General features: G+C 68.4%; 18 protein-coding genes. 14 read left to right on the forward strand and 4 right to left on the reverse strand.

Annotated features, from left to right (window positions below; genetic code table 11):
* The first annotated feature begins 4 nt into the window (after window positions 1–4).
* Both ACFVTM_RS21800 and ACFVTM_RS21805 read left to right on the forward strand, forming a co-directional pair.
* Complete coding sequence (locus ACFVTM_RS21800; RefSeq protein WP_390206217.1) at window positions 5–1,393, forward strand: alpha/beta hydrolase; 1,389 nt, start codon at window positions 5–7, stop codon at window positions 1,391–1,393.
* Window positions 1,390–4,041: a bifunctional lysylphosphatidylglycerol flippase/synthetase MprF gene (locus ACFVTM_RS21805; protein WP_390206219.1), complete on the forward strand. Its 2,652-nt coding sequence runs from the start codon at window positions 1,390–1,392 to the stop codon at window positions 4,039–4,041. The genes ACFVTM_RS21800 and ACFVTM_RS21805 overlap by 4 nt, the downstream gene beginning before the upstream one ends.
* Before the next feature lie 172 nt (window positions 4,042–4,213).
* On the opposite strand, the gene ACFVTM_RS21810 is transcribed toward ACFVTM_RS21805, so the two are convergent.
* Both ACFVTM_RS21810 and nucS read right to left on the reverse strand, forming a co-directional pair.
* The gene (locus tag ACFVTM_RS21810) at window positions 4,214–4,417 is read right to left on the reverse strand and encodes a cold-shock protein (protein WP_011692441.1); all 204 of its coding nucleotides are present in this window, start codon (window positions 4,415–4,417) and stop codon (window positions 4,214–4,216) included.
* A 287-nt stretch (window positions 4,418–4,704) separates the two neighbouring features.
* Window positions 4,705–5,400, reverse strand: a complete 696-nt coding sequence (gene nucS / locus ACFVTM_RS21815; protein WP_390206220.1) for an endonuclease NucS — start codon at window positions 5,398–5,400, stop codon at window positions 4,705–4,707.
* 72 nt (window positions 5,401–5,472) lie between these two features.
* Between nucS and ACFVTM_RS21820 the strand changes: the two genes are divergently transcribed.
* Both ACFVTM_RS21820 and ACFVTM_RS21825 read left to right on the forward strand, forming a co-directional pair.
* On the forward strand, window positions 5,473–5,856 hold the full coding sequence (locus ACFVTM_RS21820) for an ATP/GTP-binding protein (RefSeq protein ID WP_390206221.1): 384 nt from the start codon (window positions 5,473–5,475) through the stop codon (window positions 5,854–5,856).
* A gap of 23 nt (window positions 5,857–5,879) precedes the next feature.
* Window positions 5,880–6,692: an alpha/beta hydrolase gene (locus tag ACFVTM_RS21825; protein WP_390206223.1), complete on the forward strand. Its 813-nt coding sequence runs from the start codon at window positions 5,880–5,882 to the stop codon at window positions 6,690–6,692.
* 83 nt (window positions 6,693–6,775) lie between these two features.
* Here ACFVTM_RS21825 and ACFVTM_RS21830 read toward each other — a convergent pair whose 3' ends face one another.
* A complete protein-coding gene (locus ACFVTM_RS21830; RefSeq protein ID WP_390206225.1) occupies window positions 6,776–8,086 on the reverse strand; it encodes an AI-2E family transporter in 1,311 nt (436 codons plus the stop codon).
* Between the two features lie 193 nt (window positions 8,087–8,279).
* Here ACFVTM_RS21830 and ACFVTM_RS21835 point away from each other — a divergent pair, with 193 nt between their 5' ends.
* The 9 genes from ACFVTM_RS21835 (at window position 8,280) to ACFVTM_RS21875 (ending at window position 19,154) form a co-directional block, all read left to right on the forward strand.
* The gene (locus ACFVTM_RS21835) at window positions 8,280–10,244 is read left to right on the forward strand and encodes a hypothetical protein (protein ID WP_390206226.1); all 1,965 of its coding nucleotides are present in this window, start codon (window positions 8,280–8,282) and stop codon (window positions 10,242–10,244) included.
* Window positions 10,245–10,300: 56 nt separating this feature from the next.
* Window positions 10,301–11,302 (forward strand): co-chaperone YbbN, encoded by a 1,002-nt coding sequence (locus ACFVTM_RS21840; RefSeq protein WP_390206227.1) that lies wholly within the window; start codon window positions 10,301–10,303, stop codon window positions 11,300–11,302.
* Complete coding sequence (locus ACFVTM_RS21845) at window positions 11,302–12,402, forward strand: NADH:flavin oxidoreductase/NADH oxidase (RefSeq protein ID WP_390206228.1); 1,101 nt, start codon at window positions 11,302–11,304, stop codon at window positions 12,400–12,402. Before ACFVTM_RS21840 ends, ACFVTM_RS21845 begins: the two co-directional genes overlap by 1 nt.
* Window positions 12,403–12,486: 84 nt before the next feature.
* Entirely contained in the window at window positions 12,487–13,299 is an 813-nt protein-coding gene (locus ACFVTM_RS21850; protein WP_390206230.1) for an ABC transporter ATP-binding protein, read from the forward strand.
* The gene (locus ACFVTM_RS21855; RefSeq protein WP_390206232.1) at window positions 13,281–14,852 is read left to right on the forward strand and encodes a transporter; all 1,572 of its coding nucleotides are present in this window, start codon (window positions 13,281–13,283) and stop codon (window positions 14,850–14,852) included. The genes ACFVTM_RS21850 and ACFVTM_RS21855 overlap by 19 nt, the downstream gene beginning before the upstream one ends.
* A 117-nt stretch (window positions 14,853–14,969) precedes the next feature.
* Window positions 14,970–15,752: a glucosamine-6-phosphate deaminase gene (gene nagB / locus ACFVTM_RS21860; RefSeq protein WP_390206234.1), complete on the forward strand. Its 783-nt coding sequence runs from the start codon at window positions 14,970–14,972 to the stop codon at window positions 15,750–15,752.
* Between the two features lie 60 nt (window positions 15,753–15,812).
* Window positions 15,813–16,130 (forward strand): DUF3039 domain-containing protein, encoded by a 318-nt coding sequence (locus ACFVTM_RS21865; RefSeq protein WP_390206235.1) that lies wholly within the window; start codon window positions 15,813–15,815, stop codon window positions 16,128–16,130.
* A 274-nt stretch (window positions 16,131–16,404) separates the two neighbouring features.
* The gene (locus tag ACFVTM_RS21870) at window positions 16,405–18,192 is read left to right on the forward strand and encodes a DEAD/DEAH box helicase (protein ID WP_390206236.1); all 1,788 of its coding nucleotides are present in this window, start codon (window positions 16,405–16,407) and stop codon (window positions 18,190–18,192) included.
* A gap of 566 nt (window positions 18,193–18,758) precedes the next feature.
* Entirely contained in the window at window positions 18,759–19,154 is a 396-nt protein-coding gene (locus tag ACFVTM_RS21875; protein ID WP_390206238.1) for an IS3 family transposase, read from the forward strand.
* A 141-nt stretch (window positions 19,155–19,295) separates the two neighbouring features.
* On the opposite strand, the gene ACFVTM_RS21880 is transcribed toward ACFVTM_RS21875, so the two are convergent.
* Window positions 19,296–19,871: a MarR family winged helix-turn-helix transcriptional regulator gene (locus ACFVTM_RS21880; protein WP_390206239.1), complete on the reverse strand. Its 576-nt coding sequence runs from the start codon at window positions 19,869–19,871 to the stop codon at window positions 19,296–19,298.
* 108 nt (window positions 19,872–19,979) lie between these two features.
* On the opposite strand from ACFVTM_RS21880, the gene ACFVTM_RS21885 reads away from it, so the two are divergent.
* Window positions 19,980–21,050 (forward strand): FUSC family protein, encoded by a 1,071-nt coding sequence (locus ACFVTM_RS21885; RefSeq protein ID WP_390206240.1) that lies wholly within the window; start codon window positions 19,980–19,982, stop codon window positions 21,048–21,050.
* Window positions 21,051–21,784 lie beyond the last annotated feature (734 nt).

A 21,784-nucleotide genomic window follows, 5' to 3' on the forward strand; every position in this document is an offset into this window, starting at 1 on the left:
CCCCGTGGACTACCTCAATGACCTCCGCCTGGTTGACGGGCCGGTGGTGTGGTTCACCTGGTTCGCCGGTGCGGCCGGCCTCGCCTACCTCCTCTGGCACGCCGTTCTTCGGGCCCGTTTCCGGCAGGGTTTCCGGCAAACTACTTTCCGGCAAACAGGGCAGCGCCAACCCGTTCCGGCCGCCGTCGTTCTGTCCGCCGTGATCCTGCTCGCCGCGGCGCTGACTGCGGCCGTGCACTGGTTCCTGATCTACGCGATCTCCGTGTTCCCCGACGAACTGCCGGGGGAGACCCTCGCCTGGTCCGTGGCCGCCGTCGTCGCCCTGCTCTTGTGGCTCATGGGCCTGCCCGGCCTTTGGGCCCGCGGAGGCAACCGCACCAAACGCTGGCGCCCGGGCGCCGCAGCCACGGGCGCCGTCCTGGCCGTCTTCTTGCTTTCCGCCGCCCAGATCAACATCTACTTCGGGCTGAACCACACCGTCAGTGACCTCACCGGCACGGCCGTGGCCCGCATCCAGCCGCTCGAGGCCGGCCTGACACGCGCGGCCGGCGGCCCTGCCGCGTCCGGGCTCGCCCACTGGCACGCGCCCGCGGACCTTCCCGGCGGCGTCGTCCGCAAGGCTGTCATCCCCGGCACGCTCTCCGGTTTCCAGAGCCGGGAGGCCTACATCTACCTGCCGCCGGCCTACCAGAGTTCACCCCGTCCCGCGCTGCCGGTGCTGGTCCTGTTTTCCGGCCAGCCCGGGTCGCCGGCGGACTGGCTCACCGGGGGAGCGCTCCGGGGCCGGCTGGACCGGTTCGCCGCCCAGCACGCCGGGGTGGCGCCTGTGACGGTGGTGGTCGATCCGAACGGGTCGCCGTCGGGAAACACCCTGTGCATGGACAGCCGGATTGCCCAGGCGGACACCTTCCTGTCCCGTGACGTTCCGGATTGGATCAACAGCACGCTCGACGTCGATCCGGATCCCCGGCAGTGGGCCGTGGGCGGGTTTTCCTTCGGCGGCACGTGCGCCATGCAGATGGTGACGAGGCACCCCGACATCTACAGCGCGGCGCTGGCCTTCTCCAGCGAGAACGAGCCGGCCCTCGCGAAGGAGCGCGCGAAGACCATTGAGGCCTCCTTCGGCGATGACACGGCGGCCTTCGACCGGCAGACTCCGCTGCGTGTCATGGCGGAACAGCGGTTCGATGGCCACGGCGTGTACTTCGCCGCCGGAGACCGTGACCCGGAATTCACCGGCTACATGGACGTGCTCTCCGGCGCGGCACGCCGCGCCGGATTCAGCGTCGAATCACACCGGGTCGCCAACACGGGGCACTCCTGGGACACGGCCTCCAACGGACTGCCCGGCGGCCTGGACTTCCTGGCGCGGCGCTGGGGGATCTCGCCATGAGCCAGGCCAACACCGGCAGCACCCGGCCCGGCGGCACGCGGACCGGCTCAGGCCAGGGACCCCAGGGGGCGTCGCTGCTGGGCGTCGGGCGGCACGGCCTGCGCCGGACACTCGCACATTTCCGTGCCGTCCCGTTCACCCTGGCAGTCCTCGCGGCTTTTCTGGTCATCGGGGCGCTCACGGGCAGTTTCCTGTCCGGACCGCCGCACGCCCTGCTGCCCATCGCCTCCGTCACCGCGCCGGGGCTGATGGCGGGGCACTGGTGGTCGATGTTCACTTCCTTGTTCTTTGCCACCAATCTGCTGGCCTACCTTGCGGCTTCACTGATGATCCTGCTGCTCCTGGGCCTCGCGGAACGGCACTTGGGCACTCTGCGGACCGCCGTGTTCTTCTTTGTTGGCCAGTTCGCGGCTGTGACGCTGTTCCTGCTGATCACGCAGGTGGCCCGGTATATCGGGGACGGCTGGCTTGGCCTCATGGTCGATGCCCGGCTGATCGGCCCGTACGCCGCGGTCCTGGCCGTTGCGCTGGCCGCCAGCGGTCTGCTGCCCACGCTCTGGCAGCGGCGGCTGCGGACCGCCGCGTTGTCAGCGTCCCTGCTGCTGGTGCTCTACGTCGGGCATCCGGAGACGGTCGTCGGGCTCTGCGGTGCCCTCGCCGGCCTGGCCGCGGGCTGGTGGATCCAGGACGACCGGGGAACCCTGCACCGCCACCGTTCCACGGGACGCGAAACGCGCAACCTGCTGGCTCTCACGATCGCGATCTTTGCCGTGGGGCCGATCCTCACGGCCGCCGTCAGCAGCCCCACCGGGCCCCTGGCCCTGTTGCGCGACGTCGTGCTGAACCCGCTGCCCACGCTGAGCCAGCTGGAGCAAAACTGCGGCGGGACGGTTGATGTCAGCTGCCTGGAGGCCGGCCGGGCGGGATTCGCCGGTCCACTAGGCTTCGCGCTGGCAGTCGTCCCGGTGGTCCTGCTGTTGATCTGTGCGGACGGCATGCGGCACGGGCGCCGCCTTGCCCTGCGGATCGCCATCATCGTCCAGCTGGCCGTGACCGCCCTGGCCGCCGTATACCTGTCCCTGTTCGCCCGCATTCCGCACTACCCCAACCGGCCGCGCACGGCCGTGATGGGTTCAGGCTTCGTCCACGTCCTTCCGCTCGTGGCGGTTCCGCTGTTGCTGGCAGTGCTGCTATGGCTGAACCGCAGACAGTTCCGGGTGGAGACGGCTACCCGGGCCCGTCAGATTCTGGGCATGGTGGTCGGCGGGACCTGGCTGGGGCTCGCCGGGGCCTACACGGTGGCGTGGCTGGCGGCCGGCGGGATGGACCGCGACGGCGGACTGCTGGGCCTCGCGGCTGAACTCACCCGGCAGTACCTGCCGCTGCCGATTCCCGGGGTCTACAGCAGGCTCTTCCAGAACCGCTATCCCGTCGAGTCCTTTCTGTTCGCCTTCGCCGGGATCATCTTCTGGGGCGTCGCCCTGGCAGCGGTCTGGCTGGTCCTGCGGCGGCGGCTGCACGGTACCGGGATGAACAGCACCGACGTCGGCTCCGGGGACCGGGACACGGCCCGTGAGCTCATCCGCCAGGGCGGAGACTCGCTGTCCTGGATGGCGCTCTGGGAACCGAACAAATACTGGTTCACGCCGGACCGGCGCGGCGGTGTGGCCTATCAGCAGCACGGCAACGTGGCCCTGACCCTGGCGGGTCCGTTCGGACCCGCTGCCCACCATGAGGAGACCGCGGCGGGTTTCATGCGCTACTGCGCCGAGCACGCCCTGATCCCGTGTTTCTACTCCTGCACCGACCAGCTCTGGCCAATGCTCCAGGCCCGTGGTTTCCGCCGGGTGGCCGTGGCCCAGGAAACCCGGCTCGCCGTGCGCGAACTGGAGTTCAAGGGCAAGGAATGGCAGAACGTCCGCACCGCGCTGAACCGCGCGGCGAAGACCGGTGTCCAGGCCGTCTGGGGGCGCTACAGCGAATTCCCGGCGCCGCTGCGGACCCAGCTCAGCGAGGTCTCCGAAGAGTGGGCGGCGCAAAAGCAGGTGCCGGAAATGGGATTCACCCTCGGCAGCATGGACGAGCTCGACGACGACGCGGTGCTGTGCTGCCTGGCGGTGGACGCCGAGGGACGGGTGCAGGGCGTCACCAGCTGGCTGCCGGTGTACCGGGACGGGCAGCTGGTGAGCTGGACCCTGGACTTCATGCGCCGGCGCGGGGACGCCTTCCCTGGCGTGATGGAGTTCCTCATTGCGTCTGCCGTGCAGGAGCTCAAGCGCACGGTCGAAGTGATCTCCCTGTCCGGCTCGCCACTGGCGAAGGACCAGGCCGGAGACACTGCTGTTCAGGTTCCCGGGGATGGGGACAAAGCCGGGGATGCCGCCGGCGGCGCTGCCGGGGCCGGCGGGTCCGGACCGGAGGGGCTGGCCGGGATTCTTGACGTGGTGGGCCGGGCCCTGGAACCGGTCTACGGCTTCCGTTCGCTGGCAACCTTTAAGTCGCGTTTCAAGCCGGACTACCGCACGCTTTACCTTTACTACCAGGATCCGCTGCAATTGCCCGCGATGGGCCGTGCGCTGAGCCGGGCGTATCTTCCCGGGTTATCCGTCCGGCAGAGCGCCCGCCTGTTGCGCACCCTGGTGCGTTAGCCTGAAGCGTTTGTCATTCGCAAGGCCGTGCAATTCGGATGAACAATGCCTCCGGGCAAGAGCACGGGACCGGAACGCAGCGCCCAACAATGCACAAAAAATGATCCCCGGCACAAATGCCGGGGATCATTTTTGATGCCGGAATTGCCCTAAGGCACTTCCTAGCGGGAGACTAGACCAGCGTTACGCCGGTAGCCTGGGGGCCCTTGGCGCCCTGGCCGATCTCGAACTGAACGCGCTGGTTCTCGTCGAGGGTCTTGAAGCCGCCGGTCTGGATCTCGGAGTAGTGAACGAAGACATCGCCGTCGGAGTCATCCGGGGTGATGAAGCCGAAGCCCTTTTCTGCGTTGAACCACTTGACGGTTCCCTGTGCCATTTGTTTCTCCTCATTGTGGATCTTGAATAAGCCCGGCGCACTTCGCACCGCACTTGGTCACTCTGCGAGAAGAACCTTTGGCGTCGGCCGGATTCCCGGACCTTGGCGGCAGGAGCTTCACGCTCGCAACATGTCTTGCGAGCATGAAAAAACACCTACACAAAGACTCGTATAAGAATTTCATGACACTTGCGTCAGGTCAACGGGCGAACGGGAGAATTGCATAAATTTTGTGCAAAGAACCGATTAACCCGAATCCTCGCCGCGCAAAGACCCCTGCAGCGTGCTTAGAAGAGCCTGGACTCGCTGTCGTCAACGCCGCGCATGGCGTCGTAGTCCAGGGTCACGCAGTCAATTCCGCGGTCCTTGGCGAGGACCTTGGCCTGCGGCTTGATCTGCTGGGCTGCGAAGATGCCCCGGACCGGGGCCAGCAGCGGATCCCGGTTGAGCAGCTCCAGGTACCGGGTGAGCTGCTCGACGCCGTCGATGTCGCCCCGCCGCTTGAGCTCGATGGCCACGGTGGCGCCGTCCGCGTCCCGGGCCAGGATGTCCACGGGGCCGATCGCGGTGAAGTACTCGCGGCGGACCAGCGAGAACCCGGTGCCGAGCAGCTCGATCTGGGCGGCCAGGAGCCGCTGGAGGTCCGCCTCGACGCCGTCCTTGATCAGCCCGGGGTCCTGGCCCAGTTCATGGGACGTGTCGTGCAGCTGCTCATGAATATTGATGATGAGCCGGTCATCGGTTTTGGCGGACTGAACCGTCCACTGCTCGACGACGCCGACCTCGACGTCGACCTCGTCCGGCGTGGAGACCCGCAGGGACGCGGGAGGGCTCATCCAGTTCAGGGGTTTGTAGGATCCGCCGTCGGAATGGACCAGGACGGAGCCGTCGGCTTTGACCAGCAGGAGCCTTGTGGCCAGCGGCAGGTGGGCTTTGAGGCGGCCGACGTAATCAACGGAGCAGCGGGCTATGACTAAACGCACCCGGTCCACTCTACCGTCTGCGCAGCGGTCCCCGGGGCTGGGGCGGGCGTCCGGCTGGGGCAGAATGGAATCATGCCCCGTTCCAACCGACCCCGCCGAGCAGGTTCTGCCAAGACAGGCTCTGCCAAGACAGGCTCCGGCCAGGGCGCAGCCGCCGGAAAGGGCAAAGCCGGCGCCAAGCACGGCCCGGCGCCGGAGCTTGATCTGGAGCGCGCCCGCTCCGGTTTCGCCCGGCGGGAAAGCGCTCCGGACGGTGAATGGATGGTCCGCTCCATGACCGCGAGCCGTGCAGAGAAGACCTACATCTGCCCCGGTTGCTCCACTGCCGTGCTGCCGGGGATCGCTCACCTGGTGGTCTGGTCCGAGGACCACCTTTTCGGCGCCGCCGCGGGCCTCGCCGAACGCCGCCACTGGCATACCAACTGTTGGACCTCACGGACCTACCGGTATCGCTAAGCTGTTTCGCTAAGGTGGAGAGCATGACTTTTGATCCCGCGTCGTACGTCTTCACCCAGCCGTCTGCGCCGACCGCCATCCGCGCTTCCACCGTCCTCCCGGCCCGCCGTGAGAACGTCGAACTCCGCACCTCGGACGGGCACCGGCTGGTGGGCGAGCTCGCAGTCCCGGAATCCGGCGAGATCAAGGCGACACTCATCACGCTGCACCCGCTGCCGACGCACGGCGGCTTCATGGATTCGCACGTCTACCGCAAGGCGTCCTACCGGCTGCCGGCCCTCGCCGGGATCGCCGTGCTGCGCTTCAACACGCGGGGCACCTCCTCGCCGCGCGGAACCAGCGGGGGGGCGTTCGAGGAAGGCATCGGCGAGCGTCTCGACGTCGAGGCCGCCGTGCGGTTCGCCGTCGACCGGGGCCTGCCGAACCGGTGGCTGGTGGGCTGGTCCTTCGGCACCGAGCTTGCCCTCATGTACGGCGCCACTGAGCCCGTCGCCACCGAGATCGAGGGGGCCATCCTACTCTCGCCCCCGCTGCACCGGGCCACGGACGTGCACCTGAAGGAATGGGCGCAGGCCGGTAAACCGCTGAAGGTGCTGGTCCCCGAGCATGATGACTACCTGCAGCCGGCGGCCGCCGCCGCGAGGTTCGCGCTCGTGCCGCAGGCACAGGTGACCGGGGTCGACGGCGCCAAGCACCTGTGGGTGGGGGAGAAGTACGCCGGACGGGTGCTCAACGAGATCGTGGACGAGGTCCTCCCCGGAAGCGCCGGAAATGGAAGCGCAGGAACGGTGCTGCCGCAGGAATGGGACGGTCCGGTCGCCACGGCGCACGCCTGAGCCCGCACGGAAGACCGCTACGAAAAAGGACAGCCGCACCGTGGATCCACGGTGCGGCTGTCCTTTTTCGGCGCGAAAACGAGTCAGCGGCTGTCCTGGCGGACGATGTAGATTTCCTTGATCAGCAGCATGATCGCCGCCGCGGTCGGGATCGCGATCAGGGCGCCGAGCACGCCAAGCAGGCTGCCTCCGGCGATCACGGAAATGACAGCCACAGCCCCGGGGACCGCCACGGCCTTCTGCATGATCCGCGGCGAGATGAAGTACGCCTCGAACTGGAGGTAGGCGAAGTAGCAGATAGCGAAGACGAGCGCCGTCTGCCAGCCGGCGGTCAGCGCCACGAGCGTCACCAGGAACCCGGCAATCATGCCGCCCACAAGCGGGATGAACGCCAGCAGGGCCACCACGAACGCCAGCAGCGTGCCGAACGGCACTCCGATGATCGACATCACGATGAAGGCGAAGGTGGCGTTCAGCACTGCCACCGCAGCCTGGCCAATCACGTAGTTGCCCACCGAACCCGTGATTTCCTCCGACAGGGCCTCGACCCGGGGCCGGCGCGAGCGCGGCGCGAGACGGTAGCCCCACTTCTTCATGGCCGGAAGGGCAGCGAGGAAATACAGGCTCAGGACCAGCACGATCAGCGCGCCGAACAGCCCGTTTGCCACGGTGGAGCCAAAGCCGACCACCCCGCCGAAGATGCCGCCCATGGCCTCGGGGTTGTTGACGAACTTCTCCAGCTCCTGTGAGATGCGGTCCCGGATGCCGAACTGGCTGTCAACGGACCGGAAAAATTCCGAGTCAATGAACTCCTGGACCCACTTGGGCGCCTGCTGCACGATTTGCGTCACCTGCTGCACGATCGTGGGGATCAGGGTGGCGAAAAACGCGGCGACCGCCACTGCCAGGGTGGAAACGGACAGGAGGATGCCGGCCGCCCGGGGGACATTCCTGCGTTCGAGCCAGCGCACCACCGGGTCCAGCCCAAGGGTGATGAAGAGCGCCGTGACGATCCACAAGAGCAGCTGCGTCGTGTTCGAACCGATCCAGTAGACCAGGAGCGCGACGCCGACGCCGACCGTGCCCATGAACCCCATGTACAGCGGGTGCTGGGCGGACATCCGGGGGCCTGGACTGCCGAAGGGGGCCTCGGACCCGGCCCCGGCCTCGGCTTCATGCTCCGGCGGCATCTCGAAGCGGATTCTCGGCTGGGCCCCCGGCAGCGGCTGGCGCAGGCGCCGGGCAGCGGACAAAAGGACGTTGGCCGCGGCATTCCTGGGGCTGGAGGCGGCCGGCCGGGGGCTGGAATCAGATGGTTGGGGCCCGAGTTCCTGGCTGCCGGATTCCTGGGCTTCATCTGGTCCGGCGGCGGACGAATCCGTGTGTTCAGTCACTGCGTTGAAGGCCCTTAATTCTCTGCGGCGCCCCTGGGGCGGCGCTGGTGTGATGATCACCGCAAACACTATCAGCAGGCTTGTCAGCGCAGGGGTGGCGGGCCGGCGCGGGGGCTGTGGATGGGGGCGGAACGGGCCGCCGATCTGACTCACGGGTAACAAAATGGTTACTATTGAAGCTAACTGTCCGCTGATGATAGGTAGTATTTTGCGTTTCAAGACTGCAGTCGCCCTGGTGCTGCTCGGCCTCCTGACACTGCTGGCCGGAATTGGCCAGAAGACGTTCTGGGCTCCACCGGAGACCATCACGGCCACCGCTCCGGCTGGTACTGCCGCCCCGCTGACCGTCTTCGACGAGAAGCTGAGGACGCAGCACCCCGGGACCGTGAAGATCCAGGTCAAGGGTGAGGGTGCCTTCCTGCTGGCCGCGGGCCGGCCGGACGACGTCGACGCCTGGGTCGGCAAGACAGCACACAATACTGTCGCCGGCGTCTCGGACGACGGCAAGGCACTGCAGCTGACGCATACCGACGGCGATGCTGCCGCGCCGTCGCCCGCCGGATCGGATCTCTGGGTCACCACCGAGAACGCCACGGGCGAAATGGAATACTCCTGGAACGCGCCGGCCGACGGCGACTGGTCCCTCCTGCTCGCGGCCGACGGCACCAAGCCCGCACCGAGCTCCATCACGATGACCTTCCCGAACGACACCTCCACCCCGTGGGCCATTCCGTTCATGGTGCTCGGCGGCCTGCTGATCATCGCCGGCGGCGCGATGCTGGTCCGCAAGCCCAAGTCAGGCAATCAGTCAGGCAACGGGACAGGTAAGCGGACCGGCGGCGGGGACGGCGGCGCAGGCGACAGCACATTCGCCCGCCGCGTGCAGGCCAAGGCCGCGGCGCGGCTCGGGGGACAGGGGTCGGCTGCCGGAACGCAGGAGCCCGCCGCACCCGAAACGACTGCACCTGAAACGACTGCACCCGAAACCGCGCGGCAGCCGGCCGTGCCCGGGAAGGCAGCGCCCGGGCAGGCCACCCCGGGGAAATCAGCCCCCGAGCAGCGCAGGGGCTCTGCCTTCTCCAGCATGGGTTTCTCCGGCGCGGCGCGCCGTTCCGGCATCGTGGTGGCCGTCCTGACGGCCGCCGCCGTGGCAGGAACGTCGGTGGCGGCCCAGGCCAGCCAGACGCCTGCGCCGTCTCCCAGCGCTCCGGCCGCCAGCGCTCCGGCTTCTGACGCAGCGACCCCGGGCGGTTCTCCTGCGGAGCAGGCCGGCGATGCGCCGGTGCTGCTGGACGCCCAGTTCCGCCGCGTCCTGGAACAGGTTGCCGGTGCGGTCGATGCCGGAGACGCTGCCAAGGACGCCGCCAAGCTGGCGCCGCGGGTGGCGAAATCCGAGCTCGAGGTGCGTACGCAGAACTACAAGATCCGCTCCCAGGTGGGCTCCGTTGAGGCCCGCATGCCCGTCCGCTCCACCAAGCTCCTGACCACAGTGGTCACCAACAAGCGCAGCTGGCCCCGCTCTGTGATGGCCGTGACGCAGGGCGACGGCAACGTTGTGCCGCAGCTGCTGACCCTGACCCAGGCCTCCCCGCGGGAGAACTACAAGCTGGTCAGCAGCACGCCGCTGCAGCCGGGCGCCACCTTCCCGGCGATCGGTCGGGCCGGCACGGAGACGCTGGCGTCCTCGGACAAGTCTGGGCTCCTGTACAGCGGTGACGAGGCGCTCGCCGGGCTGGGTGACCGCCTGACCAAGACCGACTCCGCATTCAAGGACAAGCTCGTCGAAGGCCAGTCCTCCCCGTACATCGCGGACACCCTCGCGTACCAGACCGACGTCGTCAATTCAGGCGTCAACGGCACGTTCGCCTTTACGCACAAGGTGGCCCCCGAGAACACTGTCGTGTTCCGTACCGCCGACGGCGGGGCTCTGGTCCTGGGGCGCCTGAACTTCGCGTTCGACGGCACCCCGAAGGCTGACGGAGACAAGCTAACGATCGGCGACGACGCGGCTGCCTTGGCCGGCGGCAAGGAGACCAGCACCGGCATGGTGCTGAACTTCGCCGAGTCCGTGGCTGTCTACGTTCCGCCCGCCGGTTCATCGGATCCGATGAAGCTCGTGGCCGCCACCCGCGGCCTGGTCGGGGCGGCTTTCAAGTAGCCGTCGCCGGCGGGCGCGGTGGCGCCGGGAGGGACTTCAATGGCTAGAGTGGTGCTATGACAACGCCAGCTTCCCGCCCGGTCCCGCCAGTTGCCGCCAGCCCGCTGAACCTGCGCGGCGCCGTCGATCTTTCCGCTTTGAAACAGCGTCCGGCCCCCGCCGCTCCGGGCCCAGCCGCCTCCGGAGCCGCCGGGTCCGCCGCTGCGCCCGCGCCGGAAGCCGCCGAGCACGGCCGGCCGTTGCGCGTGGACGTGACCGAGGGCAACTTCCAGGAGCTCGTGCAGCTCTCGGCCCAGGTGCCCGTGGTGATCGCCCTCTGGGCCACCTACTCGCCGGGCTCCGACCAGCTGGTGGACGTCCTCGAACGCATCGTCGAGAGCTACGACGGCCGCCTGGTCCTAGGGGCCGCGGACATCGATGTCTTCCCGGAGCTTGCCCAGGCCTTCCAGGTCCAGGCCGTGCCCACCGCCGTCGCCGTCGTCAAGGGCCAGCCCGTTCCGCTCTTCCAGGGCGGCGCGGACGAGCAGCAGATACGCAGCCTGTTCGACGAACTCCTCAAGGTCGCGGCCGCCAACGGCGTGACCGGACAGATCGGGGCCGGCGCCCCCGGCGCCGGGGAACCTGAGGCCCCGCCGCTGCCGCCGCTGCATCAGGAAGCGTTCGACGCGATCGAGGCCGGCGACTACGCGGCCGCCGCTGCGGCCTACCGGCAGGCCCTGACCGAAATGCCCACCGACGCCGAGGCCAAGGCCGGCCTGGCGCAGGTGGAACTCATGGAGCGACTGCAGTCCTTCTCCGGGCCCGAGGCAGATGCCCTCCGCCGGCTCGCCGCCGATGAGCCGGACAACCTCGAGGCCCAGCTCGGCGTCGCGGACCTGGACATCGCCGGAGGCCATATCGAGGACGGCCTCGGCCGGATCGTGACGTTCATTGGCCGGAACTTCGGCCCGGAACGGGAGACTGCCCGGGTCCGGCTGCTGGAACTCTTCGACGTCGTCGGCACCGGCGACGAGCGCGTCGCCAAGGCCCGCCAGGGACTGGCCCGGGTGCTGTTCTAGTGGGATCGGCCCTCTTCGCGCCGCTGGACCTGAGGTCCCTGCGGCTGCAGCACCGCGGCTGGGTGTCCCCGATGTGCCAGTACAGCTGCGAGCCCGGTTTGGGCGAGGGGGTGCCCACCGACTGGCACCTCATGCACCTGGGCTCCTTTGCCGCCGGCGGAGCGGCCCTCATCCTCACCGAGGCCAACGCCGTGAACGCCGCGGGCAGGATCAGCCCCCGCGACGCCGGCCTCTACAACGACGACCAGGCCGCGGCCTGGGAACGCATCACCACCTTCGTGCACCGCCACGGCACGGCAGAGGCCAAGATCGGCACCCAGCTGGCGCACGCCGGCCGGAAGGCGTCCTCCTACTGGCCGTTCTCCGGCAAGACGGGCAGCGTGCCCGAATCCGAGGGCGGCTGGGACACCGTGGGGCCAGGAACCGGTGCGTTCGACGGGTACGCGCCGCCGTCGGCCATGACTGAAGCGCAGATCGACGGCGTGATCGCCGACTTCGCCGCCGCAGCCGTGCGGGCCGTCGGCGCGGGGTTCGACACGATCGAAATCCACGGCGCCCACGGCTACCTGCTGCACCAGTTCCAGAGCCCGCTGGTCAACGACCGCACCGACCGCTGGGGCGGCGACGAGGCGGGCCGGAACAGGCTCACGCTTGCCGTGGTGGACGCCGTCCGCGCCGTCATCCCGGACTCGATGCCACTCCTGCTGCGAATTTCGGCCTCGGACTGGGCACCGGGCGGCATTGAGGCCGAGGCCTCGGTGCGGTTGGCCGGCGCCGCCGCGGAGCGAGGCGTGGACCTGGTGGACGTTTCCAGCGGCGGTGCCGTCGCCCACCAGCAGATTCCCGTCGGCCCCGGCTACCAGACCGAATTCTCGGCCCGGATCCGGCGCGAAACCGGGGTCAAGACCGGCACCGTGGGGCTCCTGACCTCGGCCGGGCAGGCCGAGCACGCGGTGGCCACCGGCCAGGCCGACGGCGTGTTCATTGCCCGGGCCGCGCTGCGGGACCCGCACTGGTGGCTGCGGGCCGCGTTCGAGCTCGGCCACGACCTCTCGTGGCCGCCGCAGTACGAGCGCGCCAGGCCGCGGCACTCGTTCTAGGGCGGTACCTCCTCCGGGAGTGCTCCGGCAACTTACGCCTTGCGGACGATCCTTATCGCGCAAGGGGACGGTTAGTCTGGCGTCATGACTTTCCAGCCCCCGCTGCCGCCTGGCCCGTCGTCGCCGCCGGCGTCTGTCCCGCAGGTGCCTGCCTTGTCCCTGCTCGGCCTCGCCAAGCGCTTCGGCAACAAAATCGCCGTCGACGGCATCAGCCTGAACGTTCCGGCCGGATCCTTCTACGGGGTGGTCGGCCCCAATGGCGCCGGCAAGACCACCACGCTGTCCATGGCGACGGGCCTGCTGCGGCCCGACTTCGGGACCGCGCTGGTGCACGGCGTCGACGTCTGGCAGCATCCGCTGGAAGCCAAGAAGCTGATGGGAATCCTGCCCGACGGCGTCCGGCTGTTCGACCGCCTGAGCGGCGAACAGCTGGTCACCTACGCCGGCCTGCTGCGCGGGATGAACCGGGAAATGGTGGCCTCGCGGGTGGCGGAACTGCTCGCCGCGCTGGACCTGGGCAACGACGCCGGCACGCTGGTGGTGGACTACTCCGCCGGCATGACCAAGAAGATCGCACTGGCCTCGGCGCTGATCCACGCCCCGCGGCTCCTGGTCCTCGACGAGCCGTTCGAATCGGTGGATCCCATCTCGGCGGCGAACATCCGCGACATCCTGGAACGCTACGTTTCCTCGGGCGGAACCGTCATCGTCTCAAGCCACGTCATGGACCTGGTCCAGCGCATGTGCGACCACGTCGCCGTCGTCGCCGGCGGCCGGGTCCTCGCAGCCGGCACCGTGGAGGACGTCCGCGCCGGGGCCAGCCTCGAGGACCGCTTCGTGCAGCTCGTGGGCGGCCGGAACCACACGGAAGGCCTGGAATGGTTGCGCACCTTCTGAGGCTGAAGCTGACCCTGCTGCGCAACAGCGTCCGGCGCAGCCCGTGGCAGCTTGTGGGCCTCGGGATCGGCGCCCTCTATGCCCTGGGACTGGTCGGTGTTTGCGTGGCCGGGCTCCTGGTCCTCCGCGGCCAGGAGATCGAGCTCGCGCAGACCGTGGTGGTCCTGGGCGGCGCGGCGGCACTCCTGGGCTGGGCCATCATCCCCGTCGCCGTTTCCGCCGCCGACATGACCCTGGACCCGGCCCGCTTCACCACCTTCGCCGTGCCCATGCCGCAGATGCTGGCGGGCCTGGCGCTGGGCGGCCTGATCGGCATACCGGGCCTCGCGACGTCGCTGGTTGCGCTCGCCACCGTGGGCACCTGGTCCCGCAGTGTGCCTGCCGCGGCCGGTGCGCTCGTGGGCGCGGTCCTGGGCGTGCTGAGCTGCGTTGTGCTCTCCAAGGTCGTGACCACCGCGACGGCCGGCCTGGCCAGCTCCCGGCGCTTCAAGGACATCAGTGCCGTCGCCTTCCTCATCCCGCTGGTGCTCACGGGCCCCATCGTGGCGGGCATCGCGAGGGGGATCGCGGGGTCGGGCGATTTCCTGACCGGCCTGGCCCGAACACTGTCCTGGACGCCGGCCGGTGCGGCCTTCGCGCTTGGCGGCGAGCTCGCCGCCGGCCATTACGGCCCGGCGGCCGTGAAATTCCTCATCGCCATGGCCACGCTGGCGGGCCTGGCCGTCGCATGGAAGGTCCTGCTGCAGCGTGCCCTGGTGACGCCGCCCTACGCCGGGACCTCCAAGCGGCGCACCGGCGGCGCGGGCCTGTTCAGGCTGCTCCCGGCCACGCCGGCCGCCGCCGTCGCCGCGAGGAGCCTGTACTACTGGCTGCGGGACCCCCGCTACGCCGGCGCGCTCGTGGTGGTTCCGCTCCTGCCTGTGCTGTTCCTGTTCCAGGGCAGCCAGAGCGGATTCTACGGCCCGTTCCAGTTCGTGGGGCCGCTGACGGCCTTCCTCCTGGCCTGGTCCATCTCCTCGGACGTCTCCTATGACAGCACAGCGTTCGCCCTGCACGTGGCCACCGGTGTGCGCGGCGCCGACGACCGGCTCGGCCGGGCCCTGGCGTGCCTGAGCTTCGCGCTGCCCGTGGTGCTTGTTTTCAGCGTCGGGCCCTTCTTCTTCACCGGCGACTGGGACAAGCTGCCCGCGGTCCTGGGCCTCTCGCTCGGGGTTCTCTTCACCGGCCTGGGCCTGGCCTCGGTGATCTCCGCGCGCTACACCGTGAGCGTCCCGCTGCCAGGGGACAGCCCGTTCAAGAAACCGCCGGGAAATGTGGCCCAGACCCTCGCCGTGCAGTTCGGCGGCATGGCCGTCCTCATGGTCCTCGTGGCGCCCGAGGTGGCGCTTGTGGCCGCGCAGTTCATCACCGGGAGCCCCGTGCCGGGCTGGATTGCCCTGGTCCTTGGACCCGTGCTGGGCCTCGCGCTTTTCGCCACAGGTGTCCGGGCGGGCGGGGCATGGCTGGACCGGCGGGCGCCGGAGCTGCTGGCACAACTGGCCGTCAACCGCTGACGGGTGCATGCTGGGAGTGCGCAGTATCGGGACTGCACTGTATCGGGACTGAACAGTATCGGGACTGCACTGTATCGGGACTGCACAGTCTCGAGCACCCGGCAAAAGGCAGGGACCATGGAAGTTGTCATCCTTCCCGGCAGCAAGCAGATCGCTTCGCTCGCGGCGGATGCGGTGGAGGCCCTCCTTCGCCGCAAGCCCAACGCCGTCCTGGGCCTGGCGACGGGTTCCACACCGCTGCCGATCTACGGTGAGCTGGCCCTGCGGCACGAGCGCGACGGCCTGGACTTCAGCCAGGCACATGCCTTCGCCCTGGACGAGTACGTGGGCCTGCCGGCGGGCCACCCGGAGTCCTACCGGGAGGTGATTGCGCGCGAATTCACCGCGCGCGTGAACATCAGCCCGGCCAACGTCCACGTGCCCGACGGCGCCGCGGAGGATATCCCTGCTGCCTGCCGGGCTTATGAGGACGCCATCCGCGACGCCGGGGGAGTGGACCTGCAGCTGCTCGGCGTCGGAACGGACGGCCACATCGGCTTCAATGAACCGGGCTCATCGCTGGCTTCCCGGACGCGGATCAAGACCCTGATCGAGCAGACACGCCGGGACAACGCACGTTTTTTCGGCAGCCTGGCCGCCGTGCCGCACCATGTCCTGACCCAGGGCCTGGGCACCATCCTGGATGCCCGCCACGTCATCCTGGCCGCCACCGGTGCGCAAAAGGCCCAGGCCGTCCGGGATCTCGTCGAGGGCCCCGTGGCCGCCATCTGTGCGGCGTCCGTGCTGCAGTTGCACCCGCATGCCACCATCCTCGTGGACGAGGCGGCGGCGTCGTCGCTGCGGCTGGCGGACTACTACCGCCACAGCTATGACCACAAACCAGCCTGGCAGGGCCTCTAGGCTCCGGCGGTGCCATTGCGCAGGTCCGGCGGAGCCCATCCAACGGCTAAGATGGGTGTCATGACTAGCATGACCGATCCTCTCGAGAACGATCCGATGCGCGAGCTCTCCGGAGCCGGGACGTCAACGGCCACGATCGAGCGCGAGGAACTGCGCCAGGAAGTGGAACCCGGCGACCGGGAACGCTTCTCGCACTACGTGCGCAAGGAAAAGATCATGGAATCCGCGATGACCGGTGAACCGGTCATCGCGCTCTGCGGCAAGGTCTGGACGCCGGGCCGGGACCCGCAGAAGTTCCCCGTCTGCCCCGAATGCAAGGAAGTTTACGAGGGCCTGCGCCCCGGGAACGACGGCGGCAAGGGCTCCGGCGACAAGTAACGCCCGCACGGGATCCGTTAGCCGTCCCTTAGTACGGCGCCTCTTCACGGCGCTGCTTCACGGCGCGTCATTTTTTGCGCTTCTTTAGGTGCGTCGCTGCGCAACTGGGTTTTTCCTGTTTTCCTGTTTTCCTGTTCTCCTGTTCTCCCGTCCCTGCTGTCCGGATACTGCCCTGTGCGGGGTTCCGCCGGGTCCATCCGAAAGAGATTGGTGTTTTTGTGCTTAATTGGGTTTCTCCGTCGGCTGCAGCCATGCGCGGATGGAGGGCGCCTCAATGACGGAGACACTTTTCGGCGGCCCCACGCTTCCTCCCGCCTATCCCGAGCGGGCTGCCTGGGGCACCGCGCCCAAGCTGCGCGCCTGGCAGCAGGAGGCGCTGGACAACTACTTCAGCACCCATCCCAAGGATTTCCTCGCCGTCGCGACCCCCGGCGCGGGTAAGACCACCTTCGCGCTGCGCGTGGCGTCCATGCTCATCGACTCCGGTGTGGTCAACCGCGTGACGATCGTGGCGCCGACCGACCACCTGAAGCGCCAGTGGGCCGACGCCGCCGCCAAAGTGGGCATCGCAATCGACCCGAACTTTAAGAACGCCGACGGCCAGCACGGCCGCGGGTTCATCGGCGTCGCCGTGACCTACGCCCAGGTGGCCAGCAAGCCCATGCTGCACCGCGCCAAGACCGAAGCCGCCCGCACGCTGGTGATCCTGGACGAAATCCACCACGGCGGCGAGGCGCTCTCCTGGGGCGACGGCCTCCGCGAGGCGTTCGACCCCGCGGCCCGGCGGCTCTCCCTGACCGGCACCCCCTTCCGCTCCGACACCTCGCCCATCCCGTTCGTGGAGTATGCCGAGGACAGGGACGGGATCCGCCGCTCCAAGGCCGACTACACCTACGGCTACGGCAAGGCGCTGCGCGACCACGTGGTCCGTCCGGTCATGTTCATGGCGTACTCCGGCCAGATGCGCTGGCGCACGAGTGCCGGCGACGAAATGGCGGCCTCGCTCGGCGAGTCGGCCGTCACGAAAGACATCACCTCGCAGGCCTGGCGGACCGCGCTGAACCCGGCCGGCGAATGGATCCCGGCTGTCCTGGCGGGCGCGGACAAGCGGCTCAGCGAAGTCCGGCGCAGTGTCCCGGATGCCGGCGGCCTGGTCATCGCCACCGACCACGAGGACGCCCGGGCGTACGCCGGCCAGCTGAAGAAGATCACCGGCGAATCGCCCACGGTCATCCTCTCCGACGACGCCAAGGCCTCCAGCAAGATCGAGGAGTTCTCCGCCGGCGAGAAGCGCTGGATGGTGGCTGTCCGGATGGTCTCCGAAGGCGTGGACGTCCCGCGGCTGTCTGTCGGCGTCTATGCCACCTCGACGTCCACCCCGCTGTTCTTCGCCCAGGCGGTGGGGCGCTTCGTGCGTGCCCGCAAGCGCGGCGAGACGGCGTCGGTCTTCCTGCCCTCCGTGCCGCAGCTGATGGCGCTGGCGAACTCGATGGAGGCCGAGCGCGACCACGCCCTGGACCGCCCCGAGAAGGAAGACAGCGACGGCCTATTCAATCCCGAGGACTCGCTCATGGACGAGGCCAACCGCGAGGAAAAGGCCTCCGACTCGCTGATGAAGGGCAAGTTCGAGGCCCTTGACTCCCAGGCGTCCTTTGACAGGGTGCTCTTCGACGGCGGCGAGTTCGGCACCGGCGGCGAGGTGGGCTCGGAGGACGAGCTCGACTTCCTGGGAATCCCCGGCCTGCTCGACGCCGAACAGGTCGGCACGCTGCTGCGCCAGCGCCAGCACGAACAGCTCAACCGGAAGAACAAACGCGCCCCGCAGGCCGGCGCCGAACCCGCGGCGGCCCCGGCCGTGCCCGACCACCGGATGCTCATGGACCTGCGCACCGAGCTGGCCAAGAACGTGGCGGCCTGGTCGGCCCGGACCGGGACCCCGCACGGCGTCATCCACACCAAACTCCGGACCGTCTGCGGCGGCCCCGCCGTCGCGCAGGCCAACGAGGAGCAGCTGCAGACCCGCCTGCGGAAGCTCCAGGACTGGTTCATCGGCCGGAAATAGCCGCCGGAAAATCATTCGTCTAAAGCACACTCAAGAGCAGAGGGACCCGGCCGATTGAACTGCTCCCCGAAAGTTGGACTGAGAAATCAGTTCCGACTTTCGGGGAGCAGTTTTATGCATGGAAGTTCGTTGTCCGAGGAGCAGCGCGAGGCCGCGGTAGCGTTGTTTGAAACGGGTTGGGGTGCTTGGGCGGTAGCGACCCGTGGCGAAGCCAACACGACCGGTGTTCTCGTTTGAGTTCAAACTTGATGCTGTGAAGCGATACCGCGCGGGTGAGCCCAAAGTCGCCCTGGCGAAAGAGCTTGGGCTGTCCTCTCCAATGTTGCTCGAGAAGTGGGCGCGTCAGTCCGGACCGAAGGCGAAGAAGGGCTGCGCCCCAAGCCGAAAGGCCGTCCGAGGACGAATCCTGGGACAGCCAGGAACCCTGAGTCTGAGGTAGAGCGACTGCGCCGTGAGAACGAACGCCTGCGCGCCGAGGTGGCGTTCCTGGGAAAAGTAAATGCCTTGAGGGACGAGGAAGGGCGCTAAAGGTCCGTGCTGTCATCGCTCTCAAGGCTCAACACCGTTTGGAAGTTCTCCTGGACGTAGCCGGGTTAGCCCGGTCCACATTCTTCTACCACCAGTCCCGAATTAATGGCCCCGATCGTCGGGCGTCCCTGAAGGCCGCTATCACAGGTATCTTCACGAAGAACCACAGCCGCTACGGGCACCGCCGGATCCATATTGAACTGCTCAAGCTAGGACGGACGGTCGCCAAGAAGACGGTTCTGAAGCTGATGCGTTCCCTGCGGCTGGTCTGCAAGGTCCGTAGAGCGCCGCCGGCGCGGCGCTGCGCGGAATGCGGCATGAGCGGACACGCCTACGGCTGGTCCACCGAGAGGATCGTTGAACCGGGCAAGGGCTTGGGTTCGCCGTGCTCGGCCGTCTGGCCGCCGATCAGACCGGTGCAGCGGCGGGACTAGACACGGGTGGACTCAGGCGACAGGACACATCGCGCGGTAGTTCTTCGTCCTCAGGTTGGAGAAGAGCGCCGTTGGTGGTCTACCACGCGGAACCCGGTAGCGCGTCGGCTGATGCTCACCCGAAGCGCGCGCTGCTGCGGCTCATCCGGAGGGCTCGAGCGCGTCGTTCCGCCGGTCCTTGCTGGACCCGGCTTGGTGGCCGCGTCCTTGCTCCCACACGGAGGTCAGTGCCCGCAGGGGATCGACCAAGCCCTCGACGGCCCAGGCCGGGGCTTCGGCGAGTAGGGCATCTTCGAGGGCGAGCTGGGCGGGAATCACCTCGTCCACGAGCGCGGCGCCAGTGTCGGTGAGGACGAGCAGGGACGAGCGGCCGTCGGCCGGGTTGGCCGTCCGGCTCAGCAGTCCCCGAGCCTGGAGGGCGTTCAGCCGCATGGTGATCGCGGAGCGCGGGGCAAGCAGCGTCTGGGCCAGCGTCGTTGGGCTCAGAGGTTCGCCCGTACGGCGCAGCGCGGAAAGCACGTCCAGCTCGCCGCGGGTGAGCCCGTAGTCGGCGAGGAAGGCGTCGCTGGCTTCGAGGATGAGGCGGGAAGCGCGCAGCACGCGGTGGATCACCCCGAGGCTGGTGAAGCTCAGGTCCGGGCGCAGCCGGGCCCACTCACGCTGCATCCGGTCCACGACGTCGCCATGAGCGGGCAGGCCGTCTGTGTCCTGATCCATCCGGCTCCTCCGCGCCCCCGTGGCCGTCGCCTCGGTCAACCACAATAGTAGTTCATAGGTGTAGTAACCTTGAAGTACTTCATTCCTGTACCACCTCGGAAGGTTAAAATGACGCAGGCCACCCCCGCGCGGTCCTGGTGGGCGGCAGTCTTCGACCTGGGCCCGCATGCCGGCGCCCATTGGACCGCCCTGCGCGCAAGCCTGGCGATCTTCGTGCCGCTGGTGGCTTGCTTGGCGTCCGGTCGCGGCGACCTGCTGCTGTATGCGGCGATCGGTGCCTTCACCGCCCTGTACGGCCGACACGAGCCGGCTCGGGTACGCCTAGCCATGCAGGCGCAGGCGGGCGTGGTGCTGGTGGTCGGCGTCGTCGTCGGCGCCCTAGTGGCGACCGTCCCGTTCCGGCTCTGGCTGCTCGTCCCGGTCGCGGCCGCCTGGGCCGGCGTCGCGGTAGTGCTAGCCGAGCTGGGCCGATGGCATCCGGCCGGAGCTCTCAACCCGGTCTTCGCCCTCACAGCCTCGGCCACGGTCCCGATCGCGCTGAGCACGGTGCCCGCAGCCGCCCTCGCTGCGGCTGGCGCGGCCGTCTTCGCGCTGCTGCTCGCCCTCCCGGGTCGCACCGCCCGCGACGGCGGCGACCCGGTGCGGTATCGGCTGTCGTGGCGCGGCCTACGTCCGTCCGACCCGGTGGGCCGCCACGCCGCCCGCTATCTGCTCGGTATCGCCGCCGCCGGCCTCGCCGTCGCGACCAGCGGCATCGGCCACCCCTACTGGACCTTCGTCACGGCATCCGTCCCCATGTCGGCACCCGACCTGCACGCCCGCCTCACGCGCGCTGCCCAGCGGGTGATCGGCACCGCCGCCGGCCTCGGCGTCGCAGCCCTGGTCCTGGCCGCCCACCCCAGCAGCTATGCCGCGATCATCGTGATCGCCGTGCTCCAGGCGTGCACCGAGCTGACGACCGGGCGCAACTACAGCCTCGGCCTGGTCTTCTTCACACCGATGGCCCTCCTGCTCGGCGATCTCATGCTGCCAGCCTCGATCGGCACCCTCCTGACTGAGCGCGCCCTCGAGACCGTCATTGGCCTCACCATCGCCCTGGCCGCCACTGTCATCACCCACGAAAGGCGCACTCCTACGAGCCGGACCCCACCGTGCGATCATCTGCTCGACCACGTGTAAAGGCGGCCACGTGGAGGCGAACCTGCCCTCAGCCGCTGGGCTCCTTGTCGCGGGGCGAGTTCAGTAGAGGCTCGATCATCGGCAGATGAGTGCACTCACAACCCGAATAGGGACACGCCCAGTTAGCCAACCTTCAAGGGGCAGGCATTAGGCGGCTACGTCGATATGGTGACTGCATGGAGATAGCGCCGCGATACCTATCACCGCGATGGTGGCCTTGGGCAGTCGCGATCCTGCTCGTGATCACCGTGAACGTCTCGTCTTTCGGGTACCAACTAGGCGAGTGTATCGACTACACGATCGAGTCTGGCGCCGTGAGCACCTGCAGTAGTGGCCCAGCGCTCGGCATGGCCGGCACTTGGCTCCTGGCGGTAGTGAGCGTCGCCGCCATCGTTTACTTCAGGCGCCGCCTCGTCCATGCTGCTAGGGCCAGACGGGGCTAACCCGCCGACGGCGCACAGGCCAATCATAAAACCAGCCTTGCTCGCACGTTTTTAGATGCACGACCAAGACCGCTACACCCTGGCAGGCCTAGCCTCCAGTCGGGACTCACCCTGCGCTGCCCACGGAAACCTCAAACGAACACTTACGTCAGCGGCCACAGAACATTCAGCAACGAAAAAGTCCCCGTCCCAAGGGTGAACTGGTCCCCGATAGTTGGACTGGCCAAATAAGATCCTAAGCCGCGAGGGCCTGGGCTCGGTATTGCACCGGGCTCAGGCCCTTGAGCTTTG

Origin of the sequence: Arthrobacter sp. NPDC058130 (assembly GCF_042884475.1) — a bacterium.
GTDB lineage: Bacteria > Actinomycetota > Actinomycetes > Actinomycetales > Micrococcaceae > Arthrobacter.